The sequence below is a fragment of the Actinomadura latina NBRC 106108 genome, assembly GCF_001552195.1.
In the GTDB taxonomy this organism is placed as follows: domain Bacteria; phylum Actinomycetota; class Actinomycetes; order Streptosporangiales; family Streptosporangiaceae; genus Spirillospora; species Spirillospora latina.
The window spans coordinates 191,368-210,564 of record NZ_BCQS01000020.1; the positions used below are offsets into that span (position 1 = coordinate 191,368).

Below are 19,197 nucleotides of genomic sequence, written 5' to 3' on the forward strand. Positions count from 1 at the left end.
TCAGCATCTATTGCAGGCCAGGGCGTCCATCAAGCTTCAGCAGCCCAAGGTCTCCGGCCTTCACCGCAAGATGGACGGTCGGTGTGGGCTGAGTGGGTGCTATCGCGGCATGACCAAGCGGATCCTGGTCACTGGGGCCCCGGAGCCCCGGGGAGCCGGCTAGGAGATCCGCGGAGCCCCTATGAAGCTTGTGGTTCTTCTCCCGGTCAGTGCGACCTGCATCCATGAGTCGCCCACTGATTTCGCGGAAGGGTCCCTTCTCGTTGCTTTGCGCAGTATTACCGACGATGAGCAAGCCTTCCCGCACCGGTGAGATCGCGAAAGTCGTGGCGACGGGGGCGACCTCGACTTCGGCCATGCCCAGGCCCACCACATTGAAGGAAATGGACAACACCAGGCGTGCACTAATGGGCTGGTCGGCGTCGCCGCACAGGGCGAGCCCGAACAAGGGGCACCGTACGTCCAGCGCTGCCTGCCCGCCACCCACGGACACACCGAGCCAATGCACACCAGTAAAACTCTGGCTGTTCTCGTCTTCCTTGCTCAGCGAGTGCGAGAACGGAATGGCGGCATCCCTTGGACGAAGGGGCTGAGCCGCCGAGTTGACAGCATGCGCCTCGTCTTGGCGTGGCAGCCGAGGCGCAGCTTCGACACTCGAACAATGCGCCGGACATACGATCAACTCAAACGCCTTGAGTATCGCATAGCCGATAAGCGCCAGAAAAACAATGGATGCACCCATTGAGTAGTGGACATAGGGCAGAATTTTTCCAACCCGGAGCCGGATCTTCGCCCTCAGAAGATATAAGCGCGCCGCCCAGCGCAGGCTCCTGGTGTTGCGACTGGTCGGTGCCAGCATGAATCTGTTCAGACGGGCACGCAGCCGCGGCCGGAGATTTTCGGCATCGACCGGGGCCTCCGGATCGCTTTCGTCGTCGCTCATGCCATCGCCGCAATCTCGGCCAGCCGAGTGCAGACTGCAGCCCTCAGTTGGTGCTTCGTGCGATCACCCCCGACATGCACCCAGTAGTGCCACAGCGCTTGGATCTGCTCGGTCGTACCCGAGACATGGACATGCATTTTATCGATATCGGACGACATGTCCAGATCACCTAGTATCTGGAGGATGCCGCGGAGGACATTCACTTCCCTTTGTCGTTCGAGCAGAAGCTCGCGGGAGCGAACCACGCGGTCCGCCGTGGTCGCCCGCGCTCGCGGGAAAACGACCTGCCGCCCGAAGTCGGCCAAAGCCAGGCCGAGTATTGCCCAGGTGGGATCAAACCCCATAAATCGCCTCCACCACCAGATCAGCTCCGCGCCTCAGTATGCACGATATCCAGTGAAGGAACGCGTCGATTCGCAGCACGAATTATCAATGCCATAAGTACGCATTCAAGACTCTTTGCCATTGTAGGCGGCGAATTGCCACGGTACGCTTCGGCGTCCGCGCCGGACGCTCGTCTCCTGCACGGGCTCAACACGGCACGCTTGGCTCCAACTCCGTCCGCTACCTGATCCAGTGGAAGAGCGTCGAGCCTGCGCCCAGCCGTTACGACGACGGGTATCTGGACGATGCCGCGGAACATGTGGCCTGGTATCGCGAGCAGGGGATGCACGTCATCCCCGACATGCACCAGGACTCCTTACGGCCCCGCCGCCTGCAAGGGCTCAGGTAGTGGTTACCCGCCACTCCGAAGGTCACCTCGACCGACCCCGATGCGGCGGGCGGCGTTGTCGCGGTGAGGCCTCAGCCCGGGAGGGAGCGGAGGCGCTCGTTGAGGGTCGGGCGGAGCTTCTTCAAGCACAGCACCGGCAGGTACGCGCCCTTGCTGGTCAGGTAGTTCGTGGCCTCGTCCGGGCACTCCCGCTGGTTCTTCACGCGGCCGACGATCTTGGCGATCGCCTCGCTGGAGCCGCAGTCGGCCTTGCCGAGGTCGCCGACGTTGAACGACGGGTCCCGGATGCAGTCGCCGGCCGCGAGGACGCCGCCGCCGGGGCCGAGGCACAGCACCGGCCGGGCGAGGTCGCCGCCGCCGAACGACCGCATCTTCATGACCTCAAGCGTCTTCGCCGGGCAGGACGCCTCCGCGTCGACCCGCGCGATGATCTTGCCGTACCAGTTCGGCCTGGCGCACGCCTGCTCCTTGCCGAAGCCGATCGAGCCGCTGCTCACGCAGTCGCCGGCGGACAGGAACGCGCCGCCCGCGCCGGGGTCGCCCGGGTGCGGGTCCTTGAGGTTGCGCACGCACGCCTCGTAGTAGTGCTTGTCGGTGTCCTTGCCGCGGACGTTGGTGACGCCGTCCGTCCGGTCGGGGCAGTCCGGCTCGGACCGGGACGTCATGGTGAAGCCGGACGCCTCGCCCTCACCGGTGATCTTGACCACCTTGGCCTTGGCCGCGGCGTCGTCGCAGCTCACTCTGAGGCTCGCAGGGATGCGGTTCCCGTCGCCCATCCCGAAGCCCTTGTCGACGCACTGCTCGGCCTTCACCGGGCCGGTCTCCCCGCCGCCCCCCTTCACGAGCATGAACGCGGTGGCGCCCACGAAGAAGACCACCGCGGCGGCGACCACCACCCAGACGAGCGGCGACGGCTTCCTGCCGGCCGGCGGGGCGCCGCCGGGTGGCGGGATCGCGCCGCCCGGCGGTGCGAACCGCGGGCCGGGCGGCGGCGCGGGGCTCCCCTGCTGCTCCGGCCCGTCCGGTGCCTGTCCCTGGCCCTGCATGTCCGCCTCCTTGATCACGAAGGAGACAAAAACTACCGAATCCGCATCATCAACGCGCGTCGTTCGGCGGATGGCCCGCCCGCGTCACGGGCGGAGGTTGGGCGGGGACTCCAGGTCGGTCAGTTCGATGCCGGGCCCGGCCAGCAGGACGTCGCCGGCGACGTGGATCGTCTCCACTTCGCCCGTGGCCAGGTCGGTGACCTCGTACTCCTGGACGGGCAGGGGCGCCGTCTCGGTCTCGTAGGTGGACGTCCCGGCGCGGCGCCAGCGCCACAGGGTCGTCAGCGCCGACAGCGACGCCCCGCTCACCTGGACGAGGCGGACATCCGTCTGCACGCCCTCGTCCAGCTCCAGCGCATGGGCGATCGCGACGAGAAAGCCCGGCGAATCGGACACGAACCCCGCCGCCCGCTCGCCATGCTCCGTGGCCGTCTCGCCGGCCGCGCGCACCCACGCCAGTTCGGGCCCGGTCAGGCCGCCGCGCAGCCACCAGCCGGGCGTGACGAGTTCGACGCGGATCTGCCGCCACCGCGCGTCCACGACCAGGTCGACGCGGACGCCGTCGTCCCGCCGGGAGGTGTAGCGCCACCCGCCGGGGCCGGGCGCGCACTGGAAGCGCTCCGCCAGCCCCTCGCCGAGATGCAGGTACGTCCCGGCGGGCATCAGGAGCCGATGCGCCAGGAGTGCAGGTAGTCCTCCTGGTCCGGGGTCAGCAGGTCGATGGAGATGGACATCGACGCCAGCTTCAGCCGGGCCACCTCCGTGTCGATCTCCTTGGGCACCTCGTGGACGGCGGGCGGCAGCGTCGCGTGCGACTTCGCGAGCCACGCGCACGTGAGCGCCTGGTCGGCGAACGACATGTCCATGACGGCCGCCGGATGCCCCTCCGCGGCGGCCAGGTTCACGAGACGCCCTTCGGCGAGCAGGACGAGGCGGCGGCCGTCGGCCAGCACGTACTCGTCCGTCTGCGGCCTGATCCCGCGGTGCACCTCGACCGCCATCTCGCTCAGCGCCCGGACGTCGATCTCGACGTCGAAGTGCCCGGAGTTCGCGAGGATGGCGCCGTCCTTCATCACCGCGAGGTGGTCACCGTTCACGACGTCGCGGTTCCCCGTGACGGTGATGAAGACGTCGCCCTCGACAGCGGCCTGTGCCATGGGCAGAACGGCGAACCCCTGCAACGCGGCGTCGAGCGCCTTGACCGGGTCGATCTCAGTGACGACCACACGCGCGCCCAGGCCGCGGGCCCGCTCGGCCAGGCCGCGCCCGCAGTAGCCGAAGCCGGCGATGACGATGGTCTTGCCGGCCAGCAGCGTGTTCGTCGCGCGCACGATTCCGTCCAGCGTCGACTGGCCGGTCCCGTAGCGGTTGTCGAACATGTGCTTGGTGTCGGTGTCGTTGACCGCGACCATGGGGAACTTGAGCGCCCCCTCGAGCGCCATCTGGTGCAGCCGGATCACACCGGTCGTCGTCTGCTCGCACCCGGCCTTGACCGTGCCGAGCAGATCGGTCCGGTCGATGTGGAGCGTGTTGACGAGGTCGCACCCGTCGTCCAGCACGAAGTCGGGCCCGGTCTCCAGCGCCTGGTGGATATGGGCGTAGTAGCTCTCACGGTCGGTCCCCGCCCGCGCGAAGACCTCGGCCCCGTACTCGTGCACGAGCGCCGCCGCGGTGTCGTCCTGCGTGGAGAGCGGATTGGACGCCGCCAGCGCGACACTGGCCCCGCCGGCCTGCAGCGTGCGAATGAGTCCCGCGGTCTCGGTCGTGACATGCATGCAGGCCGCGACCTTGAACCCGTCCAGCGGCCGCTCCTCGGCGAACCGCTCCCGGATCTGCCGCAGCACGGGCATGCTCCGCTCGGCCCACCCGATCCGCTTGACCCCCTCGTACGCCAGCGAACCGTCCGCGATATCGCTCATGAACTCCCTCATCCGCACGCCCGGCCCTCGTTGACTTGCGGCGTGTTGCCCTTATGCGGCCGGCGATAAGGGCAACACGCCGCAAGTCAACGCACCGCGGTTCAGTACCGGTAGTGGTCGGGCTTGTAGGGGCCCTCCACGTGGACGCCGATGTAGGCGGCCTGCTCCTTGGTGAGTTCGGTGAGCTTGACGCCGAGGGCGTCGAGGTGGAGGCGGGCGACCTTCTCGTCCAGGTGCTTCGGCAGGACGTAGACACCGATCGGGTACTCGTCGGTCTTGGTGAACAGCTCGATCTGCGCGATGACCTGGTTCGTGAACGAGTTGGACATCACGAACGACGGGTGGCCGGTGGCGCAGCCGAGGTTCATCAGGCGGCCCTCGGCGAGGACGAGGATGGAGTGGCCGTCGGGGAAGCGCCACTCGTGCACCTGCGGCTTGATCTCGATCTTCTCGATGCCGTCGATCTTGGCGAGGCCCGCCATGTCGATCTCGTTGTCGAAGTGGCCGATGTTGGAGACGATCGCCTGGTGCTTCATCCGGGCCATGTGGCCGGCCGTGATGATGTTGAAGTTGCCGGTGGTCGTGACGAAGATGTCGGCCTTGTCGACGATGTCGTCCAGGGTGGTGACCTGGAAGCCGTCCATCGCGGCCTGGAGGGCGCAGATGGGGTCGATCTCGGTGACGATCACGCGGGCGCCCTGGCCCTTGAGGGCGTCGGCGCAGCCCTTGCCGACGTCGCCGTAGCCGCACACGACGGCGACCTTGCCGCCGATCAGCACGTCGGTGGCGCGGTTCAGGCCGTCGATGACGGAGTGCCGGCAGCCGTACTTGTTGTCGAACTTCGACTTGGTGACCGAGTCGTTGACGTTGATCGCCGGGAAGGCGAGCGTGCCGGCCTTCGCCATCTCGTACAGGCGGTGGACGCCGGTGGTGGTCTCCTCGGTGACGCCCTTGATCGCGGCGGAGGTCTCGGTCCAGCGGCCGGGCTTCTCGGCGATCGTGCGGCGCAGCGTGTCGAGGACGATGCCCCACTCCTCGGGGTCGTCCTCGGTGGCGCTCGGCACGGCGCCCGCCTTCTCATACTCGACGCCCTTGAGGACGAGCATGGTGGCGTCGCCGCCGTCGTCGAGGATCATGTTCGGGCCGGTGCCATCCGGCCACTGGAGAGCCTGGTCGGTGCACCACCAGTACTCTTCGAGGGTCTCCCCCTTCCAGGCGAACACCGGGACGCCCTTCGGGTCGTCGACGGTGCCGTCCCGGCCGACGACGACCGCGGCGGCGGCGTGGTCCTGGGTGGAGAAGATGTTGCAGGAGACCCAGCGGACGTCGGCGCCGAGGTCGACCAGCGTCTCGATCAGCACGGCCGTCTGGATCGTCATGTGCAGCGAGCCCATGATCCTGGCGCCGCGCAGCGGCTTGGCGGCGGAGTACTCCTCGCGCACCGCCATCAGGCCCGGCATCTCGTGCTCGGCGAGCCGGATCTCCCGGCGCCCGAAGTCGGCCAGCGACAGGTCGGCGACCTTGTAGTCCATGCTTTCGTTGCTCCCTTGGTCTAAGGCGGCGCCGTCCGCGTCTGCGGGCCGGTACGCGAGTGCTTGACGGGCCCGTGGGACCGCGTCAACGCCGCGAGTCTACGGGCGCGCGGTGGCCGAAGGCACGGTCGGAGGCGACTTTCTGACACTGATTTGTCAGAATTGGGCCATGCGTATCACGGAGGCCGCCCGGCGGCTCGGCACCTCGCCCCGCATGCTTCGCTACCGGGAGGCGCTCGGGCTGCTGCCCGCCACCCGGGACGGGGCGCTGCGCGGGGGCGGCCACCGGCGGTTCGGGGAGGCCGAGCTGCGGGCCGTCGCGCTCGCCCTGGCGCTGGAGAAGCGCTACGACATCGGCCCGGCCGAGCTGGCGTTCGGGCTGCGCGTCCTGGCCGAGCCCCAGGTGCAGGCGCACGTGCGGGAACTGGGCGAGCGCATCGGACGGCTGTCCGCGCCCCCGGCCCGCGCCCTAGACTTCGAGAAGGAGAAGGCGATGCGCCTGCTGCGGCGGCGCTGACCCGGCTAGTTCGCGGCGTTCTCCCCCGGCACGACCACGCCGGACTCGTAGGCGAGCATCACGGCCTGCGCGCGGTCGCGCAGGCCGAGCTTGGTGAAGACGCGCGCCACGTGCGTCTTCACGGTGTGCTCGCTGACGACGAGGCGCCGGGCGATCTCCGCGTTGGACAGGCCGCCCGCGATCAGCACCAGGACCTCCGTCTCCCGCGCGGTCAGCGTCGCCAGCGCCGCCGGGGCCTGCGGACGGTTCCGGCGCTGCTTGGTGAACTCGCGGACGAGCCGCCCGGTCACCTGCGGGGCCAGCAGCGAGTCGCCGCGCGCCACCACCCGGACGGCGGACACCAGCTCGTCGGCGGTCGCGTCCTTCAGCAGGAAGCCGCTGGCGCCGACGGCGAGCGCGTCGTAGACGTACTCGTCCACGTCGAACGTCGTGAGGACCAGCACCCGGACGCTCTCGGCGCCGGGCAGGGCGAGGATGCGGCGGGTCGCCTCGATGCCGTCCATGCCGGGCATGCGGATGTCCATGACGACGACGTCGGGACGGCTGCGCTCGGCGATCCGGACCGCCTCGCGGCCGTCGCCGGCCTCGCCGACGACGGTGATGTCGTCCTGCGCGGCGAGCAGCGCGGCGAACCCCGCCCGCACGATCGTCTGGTCGTCGACGATCAGCACGTTGATCACGGCCGCCGCCCCGCCGGGTAGTGGACGGCGCTGTTCGGATTCGCGCTGTCCGGATTCGCGCTGTCCGGATTCGCGCGGTCAGGGACGGCCGGGCGGTGCCTGCGAACCGTGTCCACGGTGGGAATTCCCCTCCCTCGTCAGCGGAAGCTCGGCCTCCACCAGGAACCCGCCCTCGGCGGCCGGGCCGGCGGAGAACCGTCCGCCCAGCATGGTCGCACGTTCCCGCATCCCGACGAGCCCGTGTCCGCCACCGGACTCGGCAGGCTGCACCCGGGTACGGCCGTCCGCGCCGGCATCCTCGAGGGTCGGGCCCGCGGGATCCAGTACCGCGGTACGGGAGGCGAGGTCCTCCCGGTTCAGCACCTGCGTCGGAGCGGACGCGCCGTCGTCGCGGACGCGGACCGCCAGCCGGTCGGGCAGGAACATCAGGTCGACGTGCACGCCGGCGCCGGGCGCGTGCCGCCGCGCGTTCGTCAGCGCCTCCTGCACGATCCGGTACGCCGACAGCTCGATGGTCGTGGACAGGTCGCGCGGGTCGCCGTGGACGGCGAGATCGACCCGCCCGCCGGCGCCGCGGTGCTGGTCGATCAGGTCGGGCAGCCGGTCGAGGCGCGGCTGCGGGGAGTTCGCCGCGTCCGGCTCTGGCTTGGCGTCGGCGCGCAGCACGCTGAGCAGCCGCCGCATCTCCACCAGCGCGTCGCGCGCCGTCTTGGCGATCTCGGTGTAGCCGGCGCGGGCCTCGGGCGACAGGTTCTCCATCGTGTACGGCGCGGTCTCCGCCTGCACCGCGATCATGGAGACGGAGTGCGCGACGACGTCGTGCAGCTCGCGGGCGATGCGGGCGCGCTCCCGCATGACGGCCTGCTCCCGCTGGACGGCGGTGAGCCGGGTGAGGGTCTCGTTGGTGCGCTCGGCGGCCTCGGCCTCCGTCCGCCCGGCGGACTCCACGACGCGCCGCGCGTCGCCGAGCCCGATGGCGGCGAGGACGGCGATGATGGGCGCCGGCCACGGGATCTCGTCGAGCGTACCGGCGGCGAGGTAGACGACCGCGATCGTGGCGACGCTGCCGATCGCGAGGACGCCGGTGGACTGGCGGGGCAGCTGCCGGCCGAGCGCGTACAGCGTGTAGAGCGCGGCGAAGCTGGTGGTGACCAGCAGGATCTGCCCGGTGAGCAGGCTCGCCGCGACCGCGCTGAGGACGACGGCCGCGACCGGGCGCAGGTTCTCCCGGCGCCAGACGAGCGGGAGCGTCGCGGCGACCGCGAACCCGCCGGCGAGGCTGAGCGGCGAGTCGACCCGCGGCGCCAGCTCGGCCAGCGCGGCGATCGTCAGCGCGAGCCCGGTCAGCGGCGCGAAGTACCAGGAGCCGACGACCTCCCGCCAGATGTTCAGCCACCGGGGCAGCGGCGCCGTCCCGCCCGCGGGCCCCGCCGCACCGCCCGCAGGGGCGCCCGGGGGCGTGCCGGGGGCCGGGTGCCGTCCGGCGCCGCCGTTCAGCCGCGCGCCGAGCCGCGCCGCGAGGGGGCGGAGCAGGGTGCCGATCCCGGTGAGGATCCACAGCAGCAGCTGGCCGACGCCCGCCACGATCCGGCCGGACAGCCGCCACGCGTGGTGCGCGACGGCTGGGCCGAACCCCGCGGGGTCGGGTCCGGTCCGGGCCTTGTCATCGGAACTCACCCCTCAATACTGACCGCTGAGGCGCGCCGTCACCTCACCGCCCGGATGTATAGGGAGGAGGCGGGTCCACCTGGAGTACCACGCGGGTTCCCTCCTTGAGGGGGACGTACCGGTGCGGCCCGCGAACGTAATGTCTTAACCGTGACCGCGACGGTGGCCGCCGCCGACGTAGGGGGTTCGGCGAGGCCGCCGCGGTCGCACCAGAACCGCCCGGTTTCAGGGGTCCGGGCGGGGACGCATGGGAAGCACCTCGCCGGACGGCCGTGGTCCGCCTCCGCGGACGCGACAGCCGGTCTCGCCTGGGCTGGGGTTCGGCCGGCAGCGCACCGGCCGCCCGGCGAGGGGTCCCGTGTTCCGCCGGCGGCCGCCCGTCAGGACGACGCCGGCGCCTCCGGGGCCTTCCCGGCCGCGGCGGCGCCCTCGCCGAGGGCCGCCTCGAACAGCGCCGGCTCCAGGTAAATCAGCTTCGCCACCGGCACCTCCGCCCGGATCCTCGCCTCCGCCGCGTCGATGCCGCGGGCCACCTCCGCGGCCGTGTCATCGTGGTGGACGGCGATCTTCGCGGCGATCAGCAGCTCCTCCGGGCCGACGTACTCGGTCCGCATGTGGATGAGGCGCTCGACCTCCTCCACCGACTCCAGCGCCGCGACGATGCGCCGCTCGGTGTCGGCGTCCGCGCCCTCGCCGATCAGCAGGCTCTTGGTCTCGATCGCCAGGATCGTCGCGACCGCGCCGAGCAGCACGCCGATCGCGACGGTGCCGACGCCGTCCCAGACGCCGTCGCCGGTGGCCACGGCCATCGAGACGCCGAACAGCGCGAGGAACAGGCCGATGAGGGCGGCGAGGTCCTCCAGCAGGACGACGGGCAGCTCGGGGGCCTTGGCGCGGCGGATGAACGCCCACCACGACTGGCCGTTCCGGACCTGGTTCGACTCCTTGATCGCGGTGCGGAAGGAGAGCGCCTCCAGCCCGATCGCGATGACCAGCACCGCGAACGCCCAGATCGGGGACTTGACCTCCTCCGGGTGGGAGATCTTGTGGTAGCCCTCGTACAGCGAGAACGCCGAACCGACGGTGAACAGGACGACCGCGACGACGAACGCGTAGAAGTAGCGCTCGCGGCCGTAGCCGAACGGGTGCTGCGGCGTCCGGCGGCGCTCGGACCTCTTGCGGCCGAGCAGCAGCAGCCCCTGGTTGCCGGAGTCGGCCACCGAGTGGATCGATTCGGCCAGCATCGACGACGAACCCGTGAACACGAACGCGACGAACTTGGACGCCGCGATTCCGAGGTTGGCGGCCAGCGCGGCGACGATGGCCTTCGTTCCACCCTCAGCACTCATCTACGTAATCCTCGCTTCGAGCTCTTCCATGGCAGGCGCCGGCGCAGGATCCACGCCCAGCGCGATAGCCAAGTAAACCGTGACATAGTCCGCCAGGGCGATCAGGGTCGCGATTCTCTCCAGGGGGTGCTCGCCCTCGGCGCGGACTTCGGTGACCGCCACGCCCCGTGCGCGCGCCACCGCGGCGGACGCCTCGCACCGCGCGCGCACCCGCGGGTGCTCCGCCACGTCCCGCAGGACGAGGAGGTGCAGGCCGTGCTCGGGCTCGTCCGCGCGGTCGCGGAAGAAGTCGTCCGGGTCGGGCGGGGGACCGCCGCGCCCGAAGGCGCCGTCGAACACCGCCAGCTGGCCGTGGCCGGTCTCCGGCACCTCGCCGAAGACCGCCGGGTACTTGGCGTTCTCGTTGAGCTGGCCGCACAGCCGGTACGCCGCCGCCGTCGCCACGGCGGACGAGCCCCACACGAACGGCACGTCGCCGGCGAGATCGAGCGCGATGCGCTTGGCCGGGTTGACGAACGGCTCGCTGGACGGACGGCAGCGGTGCGCGACGTCCTCCAGCAGCGTCGCCGCGGACTCCAGCACCGTGTCCGGCACGTCCGCCAGCCGCAGCGTGCGCGCGGCGATGAGCAGCGGGACCGCCATGCCCCACAGCGCCGAACGCGGCTGCCCCGCCGGCCGGACGGGGACGAGCGTCCCGCGGCTCCGGGCGGCCAGGTCGGCGAGCGGCGACTCCGCCGCGCCGACGAACATGAGCCTGCATCCGCGCCGGGCCGCCTCCGCGGCGACCTCCAGGGTCTCCTCCGTGCCCCCCGAGGAGGACACCGCGATGACGAGGTCGGCCGCGCCCACCCAGCCGGGCAGCCGGTAGCCGCGCACCGTGAACACCGGGACGGCGCAGCCGGCGCCGCACACCGCCGCGAGCACGTCGCCCGCGACGCCGGCGGCGCCCATCCCGGCGACGACGACCGCGCGCGGCCGGCCGTCCTCGGCCAGCGCCGCGACGCCCGCCTCGGCCGCCGCGCGCTGCGCCTCCCGCACCTGCGCCGCCGACGAGGCGACCTGCCGCAGCATCCCGCCCGGGTCGGCCGCCTCCACCGCCTCGGCGTCCTCCAGCCGCGCGGGGTCCAGCGCTGCGTTCACGGCCTGGCCCCCGCCCGGCGGCCCGGGGCGCTCTCCCGCCCCTCGCGCGTCACGGGGCGGGGGTCCTGGCCTCGTCGACGAGCAGGACGGGGATGTCGTCGCGGACCGGGTAGGCGTAGCGGCACGAACCGGTGCACACCAGCTCGTCCGCGCCCTCGTCGGCGCGCAGGTCGCCGCCGCAGTTCGGGCAGGCGAGGATCTCCAGCAGCCAGGAGTCCAGCTTCATCGTCATGGCAGCGTCACTTCTCCCTACAGTCGGTCTTGCCCGGCCCGGTCGTCACTTTTCCTGACCGTCGTCACTTTTCCCTGACCAGGGCCAGGACCTCGTCGCGGATCGCCGCCATCGTCGCCTCGTCGCCGGCCTCCGCGTTGAGGCGGAGCAGCGGCTCGGTGTTGGAGGGGCGGAGGTTGAACCACCATCCGGCGGACTCGTCGCCGACGGTCAGGCCGTCCAGCTCGTCGATCTCGACGCCGGGCCGGCCGGCGAAGGCGTCCTTGACGTTCGCGGCGGCGGCGTCCTGGTCGGCGACCTCGCTGTTGATCTCGCCGGACGCGGCGTAGCGGGTGTACTCGCCGAGCAGCTGCGACAGCGGCCCGTCCTGCTCCCCGAGGGCCGCGAGGACGTGCATGGCCGCGAGCATGCCGGAGTCGGCGAACCAGAAGTCGCGGAAGTAGAAGTGCGCCGAGTGCTCGCCGCCGAACACCGCACCCGTCTCCGCCATCGTCTGCTTGATGAACGAGTGCCCGACGCGGGTGCGGACCGGCGTCCCGCCGTGCTCGGAGATGATCTCCGGGACGGCCTTGGACGTGATCAGGTTGTGCACGATCGAGGAGCCGGGGTGCTTGGCCAGCTCCCGCGTCGCGACCAGCGCGGTGACCGCGGACGGGGCGACGATCTCACCGCGCTCGTCCACCACGAAGCAGCGGTCGGCGTCGCCGTCGAACGCGAGGCCGATGTCGGCGCCCGTCTCGCGGACCCTGGCCTGCAGGTCGCGCAGGTTCGCCGGCTCGATCGGGTTGGCCTCGTGGTTCGGGAACGTGCCGTCCAGCTCGAAGTACATCGGCACCAGGTCGATCGGCAGGCCCTCGAACACCGACGGGACGGTGTGCCCGCCCATGCCGTTGCCCGCGTCCACGACGACCTTCAGCGGACGGATGGACGACAGGTCGACCAGGGTCTTCAGGTGCTCGGCGTAGCCCTTGAGGACGTCCCGCCGCGACACGGTGCCGGGCTCACCGTCGTAGGCGGGCACGCCGTTCTCGATCATCTCGCGGATCTCGCCGAGGCCGGTGTCGCGGCCGACGGGGCGGGCCCCGGCGCGGCACAGCTTCAGCCCGTTGTACTTGGCCGGGTTGTGGCTGGCGGTGAACATGGCGCCCGGCAGGTCGAGGCTGCCGCTGGCGTAGTACAGCATGTCGGTGGAGCCGAGCCCGGCCTCGATCACGTCCGCGCCCTGGGACGTGGCGCCCCGCGCGAACGCCTCGGACAGCGGGCCGGACGAGTCCCGCATGTCGTGCGCGGTGACGATCGCGCTCGCCCCCGTCACCCGCACGAACGCCGCCCCGGCCGCCTCGGCGATCGCGGGGTCGAGCTCGTCCGGGACGACGCCGCGGATGTCGTACGCCTTGAAGATCTTGCCGAGGTCGCCCACGCCTGCTCCCTGTCCGCAGAACCCTGCCCGAATGTGCCAAGAGACCCTGTGCCCCGAGAAACCGGGTTCACGAGCCTACCGGGAAGGACGGCCGCGGCCCGCCCCGGCGCCGGGGGGCTACTCCTGGCCGGGCTGCGTGGCGGCGGGCTCGGAGCGCAGCACCCGCAGGTGGCCGCGTCGGCCGACCTCGGTGCCCTGCCCGACCGGTTCCTGGCCGGCCCCGGGCGCGGGCCTCGCGGCCTCCCGGACGGCGTCGGCGAGGGCCTCCAGGTCGTCCGCGCTGGGCTCGGTCTCCTCCTCGACGGGGAGCCGCACCAGTTCCCACCCCATCGGGGCGGTGAGCCGCTCGGAGTGCTCCGCGCACAGGTCGTAGCAGTGCGGCTCCGCGTACGTCGCGAGCGGCCCCAGGACCGCGGTGGAGTCGCGGTAGACGTACGTGAGCGTGAACACTGCGGGCGCCTTGCAGGCGGTGCGGGAGCAGGTGCGGACGGGGCTCACGATGGCTGACCGTACCTCCCTCCCACCGGCTCCGCCACCACCCCGGCGCACGTGTCGCCGTTACCGGGCGATTTCCGAGGTAACAACTACATTCCGTATGGACCCGAACTCTTACCGTGCGGTATCTGGTGATGCGGTTCCTCGCGTCTCCCCGCGGGCCTCCGGCGTCGGCAGAGGTAGGCTGGACGCGTGCGATCCCGTGTGGCAGGCGTACGGCGCCGCGACCGGCACGGTCGTGGCCTCCGCGGTCCTCTGACGCCCCCGCAGGCACCGGTCTCCCGGACCCGCGCGGAGCGGTTCGACGACCTGGTCGACGACGAGGCCGGGCGGCTGGCGCAGCGCTGGGGCCCGGAACTGGCCCGGGTGGAGTTCGCGGTCGAGGACGTGCCGGACGTCGAGCCGTGGTTCGAGGGCCCCGTCCCGCTCGGCCTGACGCTCCCCGCCGAGGGGGGCCTGCCGGTGCGCATCGTGGTGTTCCGCCGTCCCATCGAGACCCGCGCCTCCGGCGAGGCGGAGCAGGTCCGCATGGTCCGCGACCTGCTGGTCGAGGAGGTCGCCGACCTTCTCGGCCTCTCCCCCGAGTCGGTGGACCCGAGCTACGACTTCCCCGACGACGACTGATCCCCCGGCGGCTGAGCGGCGCTCCCGCGACGGCTAGGGCGTCAGGGCGGTCTGGGAGTCGGCGGTGTCCGGCAGGTGGACGGCCGTCAAGGCGGGGACGATCGGCAGCACGGTGAACAGGTAGCCGTCGCCCTTGCCCTTGGACAGGGTGCGGGACGCGTAGACCGGCGCCGAGCCGGGCGCCGGCGTGATCACGGCCCCGTAGGACGCACCGTCCTTGCCCGGCGACGTCAGCTCCGTCTGGACGGTCCGCCCGGCGGGGATCTCGACGTCCTTCGGGGCGCTCCTCCCGGCGGCGCTCACGGTGACGATCCGCACGGTCGCGGCGCCGGACGGCGCGGTGAGGATCAGCGACGAGTCGAACCGGTTGTCGGCGACGACGCCGGGGCCGGACGCGGTGAGCGGCGCCGTGGCCGTGCCGTAGGCGACGTCGGCGCCGCGGTCGGCGGCGAAGCCCGCGAGGATGGGCCGGTCGGCGACCAGCCGGACCGCGGCGGCCTTCCCGGACAGCGCGCCGGTGAGCGGAACGGACGTCACGGTCTTGCCGGGCGCGTCCAGGACGTCCTGCCCCTGCGGGGCGAATGCGCCGCCCGAGGTGATCACCTGCACCCTGATGCGGGCGTCGGCCTCGCCGGGGACGGAGACGAGCAGCCGGCGCTGCCCGTCGCCGCCCGGCACGCCGGGGACGACCACGGCCGCCGCTGGCTCGCGCGCCTGCGGCAGCCACTCGACGCCCTTCTTCTCGCCGATGCGGGCGCGCAGCGACGCGGCGACGCGTCCGCTGGTGGTGCGCACGCGCAGGGCGAGGTCGGCGGCGGACTCCACGATGTCGCCGAGGCCCTCGGCGGAGTCGCCGATCTTCACGATCCTGGTGGTGTAGGGCTGGACGAGCGTGCCGAGCCCCTCCGGGGTGTCGAGCGGCCCCTCGCCGGACAGGGCGGTGAGGTTCACGTACGCGGGCTGCGCGTCGACGTTGGTCAAGTAGAGGTCGAGCTGGTCGGTCCCGACGGGGCCGGGGCTCAGGAACCACAGGTCGGTGCCGGGCGTCGCGCAGCGGGCGCCGGCGAGGCCGCGGTCGGCGCCGCCGCTCCAGTGGGTGGTCTGCTCGGCCTCCAGCCCGGCGGCGATGGCGCCGGTGGCGCGGACGGTGTAGGACTCCTCGCCCGACTTGGTGTCCTTGTTCCACCCCTGCCCTGGCGAGGTCATGGAGGCGAGCGGCGCACCGCCCTTGGTCGGCGTCGTGTCCACGCGCCCGCCGCCCTTCTGGGAGAGGGACTGCCCGGCCACCCGTCCGCCCTCGTGCCCTGGGCAGACCATCACGGCGTGGGTGACGGGCGCCGAACGGCCCTTTTCGGACGCCTCGCCAGGCCGGGAGAACGTCGCGGCCCCGTAGAGGGCGGCGACGGCCACGAGCATGAGGGCCGCGGTGGCGTAGCGCATGCCGAGGAGGCGCAGAACCTTGTCCATGGGTCAGGACACCTCCTCGGGACTCGGTTCCTTCACCGGCTCTGGGGGCGCCTCAAGCTCGCGCGGGGCGCGGGCATGGTTCGCGCGGCGGTGTCCGCGCCGTCCGCCTCGCCGTCCATCTCGCCGTCCGCCTCGCCGTCCATGGGGGCGTCGCTCCCGGTCGCCGCTGAACATCAGGTTGTCGGCCTGGGCGCCGGGCAGGGCCAGGACGACCACGAGCAGGACGGCGATGCCCTGAATGACGATCCACGTGTGCCGCATGGTCATCGACCGTGTCAGCTCGAACTCGCCTCCGGCCGGGGGGATGTCGTAGCCCTGCGCCCAGCGGTCGACCGTGTGCCCCTTGAGTTCGCGGCCGTTGAGCGTGGCCTTCCATCCATCGTCGGCGGGCTCGGCCAAGAGCATGGTGCGCTTGCCCGTGCCCGGCGGGATCTGCACGCGGGCATTGATCCGGCCTGCCGGCAGTGGCGTGACCGTGGAGCCTTGCAGAAGCATCATCCGTGCGGACGTCGGCTGGACCCGCCACACGGCGAACGTTCCCGTACGGCTCAGGCGGGTCAGCTCCGGAGACGCGTCCAAGACCTTGGTGATGGGGTCTTTTCGCGGGTACGGCACAAGGAGGTACTGGACGCCCATCCGGGTCAGCGCGGGCCCGTCGTCGCCTTCCCGTCCCGCCGCCAGGCCCGCCACGAGGTCGTCCATGCGTTCGTGGGCTTCGCCGCCTACCGGGACCTCTGATTCGCCCAGCCTCGGACGGTCGTCCCTGACGATCGTGTAGGAGACCCGCCCGATGGGCTCCCTGTGCAGGACGAGGGTCCGCGGCCCGCCCGGCGCGCGGAGGAACAGGGGCACCGTGTCGGGGTCGACCTTGCCCAGCGGCCCGCCCGCGCCGCCGGCCACCCAGAGCCCGGCGGACAGCAGCGGCGCGGTGAGCGCGGCGACCAGCACGGCCGCCCCGCCGGCCCGGTAGACCACGTGCTTGCCCGCGAGGACCTCGGCGGCGCGCTGGACGGCGGCGGCCGCGGCGAGCAGCACCCCCGCCCCCGCGACGATCAGCGCCACGCCGGGCCAGGCCGGCGCCGTGTCCGCGCCCTTGGTGACGGTCGCGGCGCTGGTCAGCACGGCGACGAGCAGCCCGAACACCGCGAGCAGCCAGCCCGCCAGCACGCTGCCGCGGCGGCTGCGCAGCGGCAGCGCCAGCACGGCGACCGCGAGCAGGCCCGCGACCGCCCACCGCGCGGGGGTGCCCGGCCCGCCCGGGTCGAGCGTCAGCAGGTCGGCGGCGGTCGCGGGCTCGAACCGCCGGTGCAGGCCCGCCTCGCCGAGCAGGCGGGACGGGTGCAGCAGGAGGCCGGTGGCCCACGGGAGCATCAGCAGCGGCGGCACGGCGAGCGCGATGGCGACGCCGCGGCGGCCCTGCCGGTGGCCCGGCCGGTCGAGCAGCGCCCACACCATCCCGGCCGTCAGCACGGCGATGAGCCAGACGAGCGGGACGAACGCCGTCGCGACGGCGAGCAGCAGCGCGACCGTCCACGCGGCCCGTCCGGCGCGCTTGTGCCGCGTCGCCGCGTCGAACCGGGCGGCCTCCGAGCGCGGGAACCCGTAGACGCGGGCGGCGTACACGCCGATCAGCGGGAGCAGGACGAGGACGACGGCGGTGCCGAGCCGTCCGCCCGCGATGGCGCCGGTCGCTGCGGGCAGCAGCGCGTACGCGGCGGCGAACCAGGCGCGGACGGCGGCGACCGGGACGCGGCGGCCGGCGGCCGCGCGGGCGCGGCGCCCCGTCAGCGGCGACTCCGTGATCAGCAGCCGGGACGCCCGGTAGGCGGTGAGTCCGGCGAGCGGGACGCTGCCCAGCAGCAGGATCGACACGACCAGCCACGGCTTGCCGAACAGCGCCGTCGACAGCACCGCGAGGACGCCGACATAGGGCGGGCTCCCCGCGTCGGTGCCGAGCCCGACCGGATGCCAGCCGGACAGGTACTGCTCCCAGAGATCGCTCGCGCCGCCCCACGCCGGGACGAGCGCACCGCCGCCGAGCCGTCCCGCCGCGGTGAGCAGGGACCGTTCGGCGGCGACCGTCACGGCGGCCAGCGCCAGGACGAGCAGGACGCCGGGGCGGGCGAGGAGGCGCCGGATCGGGCCCGGCTCGTCCGCCGTGACGTCCTCCTCCTCCCGTTCGTGCTCGTGGGCGGCGAGATACTCCGCGGCCGCCTCGGCGGCGCGGCGCAGCACCAGCCAGCGCGGCTGGAAGCGCCGGATGCTGCGGTGGGCCCGGGTCCGGCCGTCCGCGCGGGCGGCCCGCGCCCGCCGCAGCCGGCCGGGGTCGCGCAGCACGTCGGCGAGGGCGCGCAGCTCCTCGCGCGCCGCGCCCGGCCGTTTGGTGATCACCAGGTAGAGGGCGTGCAGGAGCGACGCCCACACGTTGCGGACGACCGCCCGCAGCATCGCGGGCAGCGGCTGGTTGGCGAGCAGCGTGAACAGCGCGTTGCGGCGGTCGCGGCGGGCCGGGTGCTCCGCCGTCATGCCGATCTCGCGGACCCCGCGCCGGGACGCCTCCGCGTGGTACACGACCGCGTCGGTCGCCGTGACGACCCGCTCCCCGGCCGCGTGCACCCGCCAGCAGAGGTCCAGGTCGTCGCGGAAGATCCCGTACTCGACGTCGAAGCCGCCGAGCCGCTCCCACACGTCCCGGCGGACCAGCATCCCGGCGCTGCCGACGGCGAGGACGTCCCGGACGCCGTCGTGCTGGCCCTGGTCGAACTCGTCGCGGTCCAGGCCGCGCTCGCGGCGCCCGGCGGCGTCCACGGTGACGCCCACCTCGCGCAGCACCCGCCGGTCGTCCCAGTCGCGGACCTTCGGGCCGAGCACCGCGATGTTCGGGTCGGTGCCGGCGGTCCGCAGCAGTTGCGCGAGCGCGTCGTGGGCGGGCGCCGAGTCGTCGTGCAGCAGCCAGACCCACTCGGTTCTGGGGTTGCCGGGGTCGTCGTCGGGGACGGGCGCGGACGCCGCGTCCTGCCGGAGCGCCTCCGCGATCGCCTCCCCGTAGCCGGTCGTGCGCGGCAGCGTGAGGATCCGGCCCGCGCCGGCGACCTCGGCGAGGACGGCGGGCCCGCGGTCGCGGCTTCCGGTGTCCACGATCACGACGCGCTGGGCGGGGCGCGCCTGCGTGAGCAGCGCCTTCAGTGTCTCTGGAAGCCACCGCGCGCCGTCGTGCGCGACGAGGACCGCCGTGACGACGTGGCGATCGAGAGTGGGGGGCAATGATCGCTCGATCTGTGGGACGACAGGGTCGTGCCGGAAAAATACAGCAGCCGTGCCGGCGCGGGGCCGGCACGGCTGCTTACTGTACGCGTGGCCGCGCGGGGCACGCTCCGGATCCACCGAGATCCGGGGCGCGCGGCCGGAACGTCCCGCCGCCCGGACGGCTCC

18 protein-coding genes are annotated in these 19,197 nt (G+C 72.5%); 3 read left to right on the plus strand and 15 right to left on the minus strand.

The genetic code is table 11. The annotated features are described in order from the left end of the window. Positions 1 to 7: 7 nt before the first annotated feature. Entirely contained in the window at positions 8 to 943 is a 936-nt protein-coding gene (locus AL2_RS37695) for a hypothetical protein (RefSeq protein ID WP_157438361.1), read from the minus strand. Beyond that, complete coding sequence (locus tag AL2_RS25685; RefSeq protein WP_067637820.1) at positions 940 to 1,287, minus strand: hypothetical protein; 348 nt, start codon at positions 1,285 to 1,287, stop codon at positions 940 to 942. The genes AL2_RS37695 and AL2_RS25685 overlap by 4 nt, the downstream gene beginning before the upstream one ends. Positions 1,288 to 1,421: 134 nt before the next feature. Between AL2_RS25685 and AL2_RS39855 the strand changes: the two genes are divergently transcribed. Then, on the plus strand, positions 1,422 to 1,676 hold the full coding sequence (locus AL2_RS39855; protein WP_281181616.1) for a cellulase family glycosylhydrolase: 255 nt from the start codon (positions 1,422 to 1,424) through the stop codon (positions 1,674 to 1,676). A gap of 71 nt (positions 1,677 to 1,747) precedes the next feature. Here AL2_RS39855 and AL2_RS25690 read toward each other — a convergent pair whose 3' ends face one another. The 4 genes from AL2_RS25690 to ahcY (AL2_RS25705) form a co-directional block, all read right to left on the minus strand. Next, a complete protein-coding gene (locus AL2_RS25690; RefSeq protein WP_157438362.1) occupies positions 1,748 to 2,722 on the minus strand; it encodes an LppU/SCO3897 family protein in 975 nt (324 codons plus the stop codon). An 84-nt stretch (positions 2,723 to 2,806) separates the two neighbouring features. Beyond that, entirely contained in the window at positions 2,807 to 3,385 is a 579-nt protein-coding gene (locus AL2_RS25695; protein WP_067637824.1) for a hypothetical protein, read from the minus strand. Continuing rightward, positions 3,385 to 4,641 (minus strand): adenosylhomocysteinase, encoded by a 1,257-nt coding sequence (gene ahcY / locus AL2_RS25700; protein ID WP_157438363.1) that lies wholly within the window; start codon positions 4,639 to 4,641, stop codon positions 3,385 to 3,387. The genes AL2_RS25695 and ahcY (AL2_RS25700) overlap by 1 nt, the downstream gene beginning before the upstream one ends. Positions 4,642 to 4,742: 101 nt before the next feature. Beyond that, on the minus strand, positions 4,743 to 6,173 hold the full coding sequence (gene ahcY / locus AL2_RS25705) for an adenosylhomocysteinase (RefSeq protein ID WP_067637829.1): 1,431 nt from the start codon (positions 6,171 to 6,173) through the stop codon (positions 4,743 to 4,745). A 169-nt stretch (positions 6,174 to 6,342) separates the two neighbouring features. Between ahcY (AL2_RS25705) and AL2_RS25710 the strand changes: the two genes are divergently transcribed. Further along, the gene (locus tag AL2_RS25710) at positions 6,343 to 6,690 is read left to right on the plus strand and encodes a MerR family transcriptional regulator (RefSeq protein WP_067637831.1); all 348 of its coding nucleotides are present in this window, start codon (positions 6,343 to 6,345) and stop codon (positions 6,688 to 6,690) included. Positions 6,691 to 6,695: 5 nt separating this feature from the next. Here AL2_RS25710 and AL2_RS25715 read toward each other — a convergent pair whose 3' ends face one another. From AL2_RS25715 to AL2_RS25745, 7 genes are all read right to left on the minus strand, one after another. Continuing rightward, a complete protein-coding gene (locus AL2_RS25715; RefSeq protein ID WP_067637833.1) occupies positions 6,696 to 7,370 on the minus strand; it encodes a response regulator transcription factor in 675 nt (224 codons plus the stop codon). A gap of 78 nt (positions 7,371 to 7,448) precedes the next feature. Beyond that, positions 7,449 to 9,047, minus strand: coding sequence for a sensor histidine kinase (locus AL2_RS38680; protein ID WP_067637837.1), 1,599 nt, complete (start codon positions 9,045 to 9,047; stop codon positions 7,449 to 7,451). A gap of 371 nt (positions 9,048 to 9,418) precedes the next feature. Beyond that, complete coding sequence (locus AL2_RS25725; RefSeq protein WP_067637838.1) at positions 9,419 to 10,387, minus strand: cation diffusion facilitator family transporter; 969 nt, start codon at positions 10,385 to 10,387, stop codon at positions 9,419 to 9,421. After that, positions 10,388 to 11,527 (minus strand): SIS domain-containing protein, encoded by a 1,140-nt coding sequence (locus AL2_RS25730; protein ID WP_067637841.1) that lies wholly within the window; start codon positions 11,525 to 11,527, stop codon positions 10,388 to 10,390. Between the two features lie 49 nt (positions 11,528 to 11,576). Next, a complete protein-coding gene (locus AL2_RS25735) occupies positions 11,577 to 11,759 on the minus strand; it encodes a Trm112 family protein (RefSeq protein WP_067637843.1) in 183 nt (60 codons plus the stop codon). 64 nt (positions 11,760 to 11,823) lie between these two features. Further along, positions 11,824 to 13,179 (minus strand): phosphomannomutase/phosphoglucomutase, encoded by a 1,356-nt coding sequence (locus tag AL2_RS25740; RefSeq protein ID WP_067637845.1) that lies wholly within the window; start codon positions 13,177 to 13,179, stop codon positions 11,824 to 11,826. A 117-nt stretch (positions 13,180 to 13,296) separates the two neighbouring features. After that, a complete protein-coding gene (locus AL2_RS25745; protein ID WP_067637846.1) occupies positions 13,297 to 13,677 on the minus strand; it encodes a DUF3499 domain-containing protein in 381 nt (126 codons plus the stop codon). Positions 13,678 to 13,866: 189 nt separating this feature from the next. Here AL2_RS25745 and AL2_RS25750 point away from each other — a divergent pair, with 189 nt between their 5' ends. Next, complete coding sequence (locus tag AL2_RS25750; RefSeq protein WP_245666913.1) at positions 13,867 to 14,298, plus strand: metallopeptidase family protein; 432 nt, start codon at positions 13,867 to 13,869, stop codon at positions 14,296 to 14,298. Between the two features lie 33 nt (positions 14,299 to 14,331). Here AL2_RS25750 and AL2_RS25755 read toward each other — a convergent pair whose 3' ends face one another. Beyond that, the gene (locus AL2_RS25755; protein ID WP_067637849.1) at positions 14,332 to 15,765 is read right to left on the minus strand and encodes a DUF5719 family protein; all 1,434 of its coding nucleotides are present in this window, start codon (positions 15,763 to 15,765) and stop codon (positions 14,332 to 14,334) included. A 3-nt stretch (positions 15,766 to 15,768) separates the two neighbouring features. Next, positions 15,769 to 19,029, minus strand: coding sequence for a glycosyltransferase family 2 protein (locus AL2_RS25760; RefSeq protein ID WP_067637850.1), 3,261 nt, complete (start codon positions 19,027 to 19,029; stop codon positions 15,769 to 15,771). Positions 19,030 to 19,197 lie beyond the last annotated feature (168 nt).

Bases quoted from the DNA above. Each gene is read 5' to 3' on its own strand.
- AL2_RS37695 (WP_157438361.1), bottom strand. From the start codon at position 943: ATGAGCGACGACGAAAGCGATCCGGAGGCCCCGGTCGATGCCGAAAAT.
- AL2_RS25685 (WP_067637820.1), bottom strand. From the start codon at position 1,287: ATGGGGTTTGATCCCACCTGGGCAATACTCGGCCTGGCTTTGGCCGAC.
- AL2_RS25690 (WP_157438362.1), bottom strand. From the start codon at position 2,722: ATGCAGGGCCAGGGACAGGCACCGGACGGGCCGGAGCAGCAGGGGAGC.
- AL2_RS25695 (WP_067637824.1), bottom strand. From the start codon at position 3,385: ATGCCCGCCGGGACGTACCTGCATCTCGGCGAGGGGCTGGCGGAGCGC.
- ahcY (WP_157438363.1), bottom strand. From the start codon at position 4,641: ATGAGCGATATCGCGGACGGTTCGCTGGCGTACGAGGGGGTCAAGCGG.
- ahcY (WP_067637829.1), bottom strand. From the start codon at position 6,173: ATGGACTACAAGGTCGCCGACCTGTCGCTGGCCGACTTCGGGCGCCGG.
- AL2_RS25710 (WP_067637831.1), top strand. From the start codon at position 6,343: ATGCGTATCACGGAGGCCGCCCGGCGGCTCGGCACCTCGCCCCGCATG.
- AL2_RS25725 (WP_067637838.1), bottom strand. From the start codon at position 10,387: ATGAGTGCTGAGGGTGGAACGAAGGCCATCGTCGCCGCGCTGGCCGCC.
- AL2_RS25735 (WP_067637843.1), bottom strand. From the start codon at position 11,759: ATGACGATGAAGCTGGACTCCTGGCTGCTGGAGATCCTCGCCTGCCCG.
- AL2_RS25755 (WP_067637849.1), bottom strand. From the start codon at position 15,765: ATGGACAAGGTTCTGCGCCTCCTCGGCATGCGCTACGCCACCGCGGCC.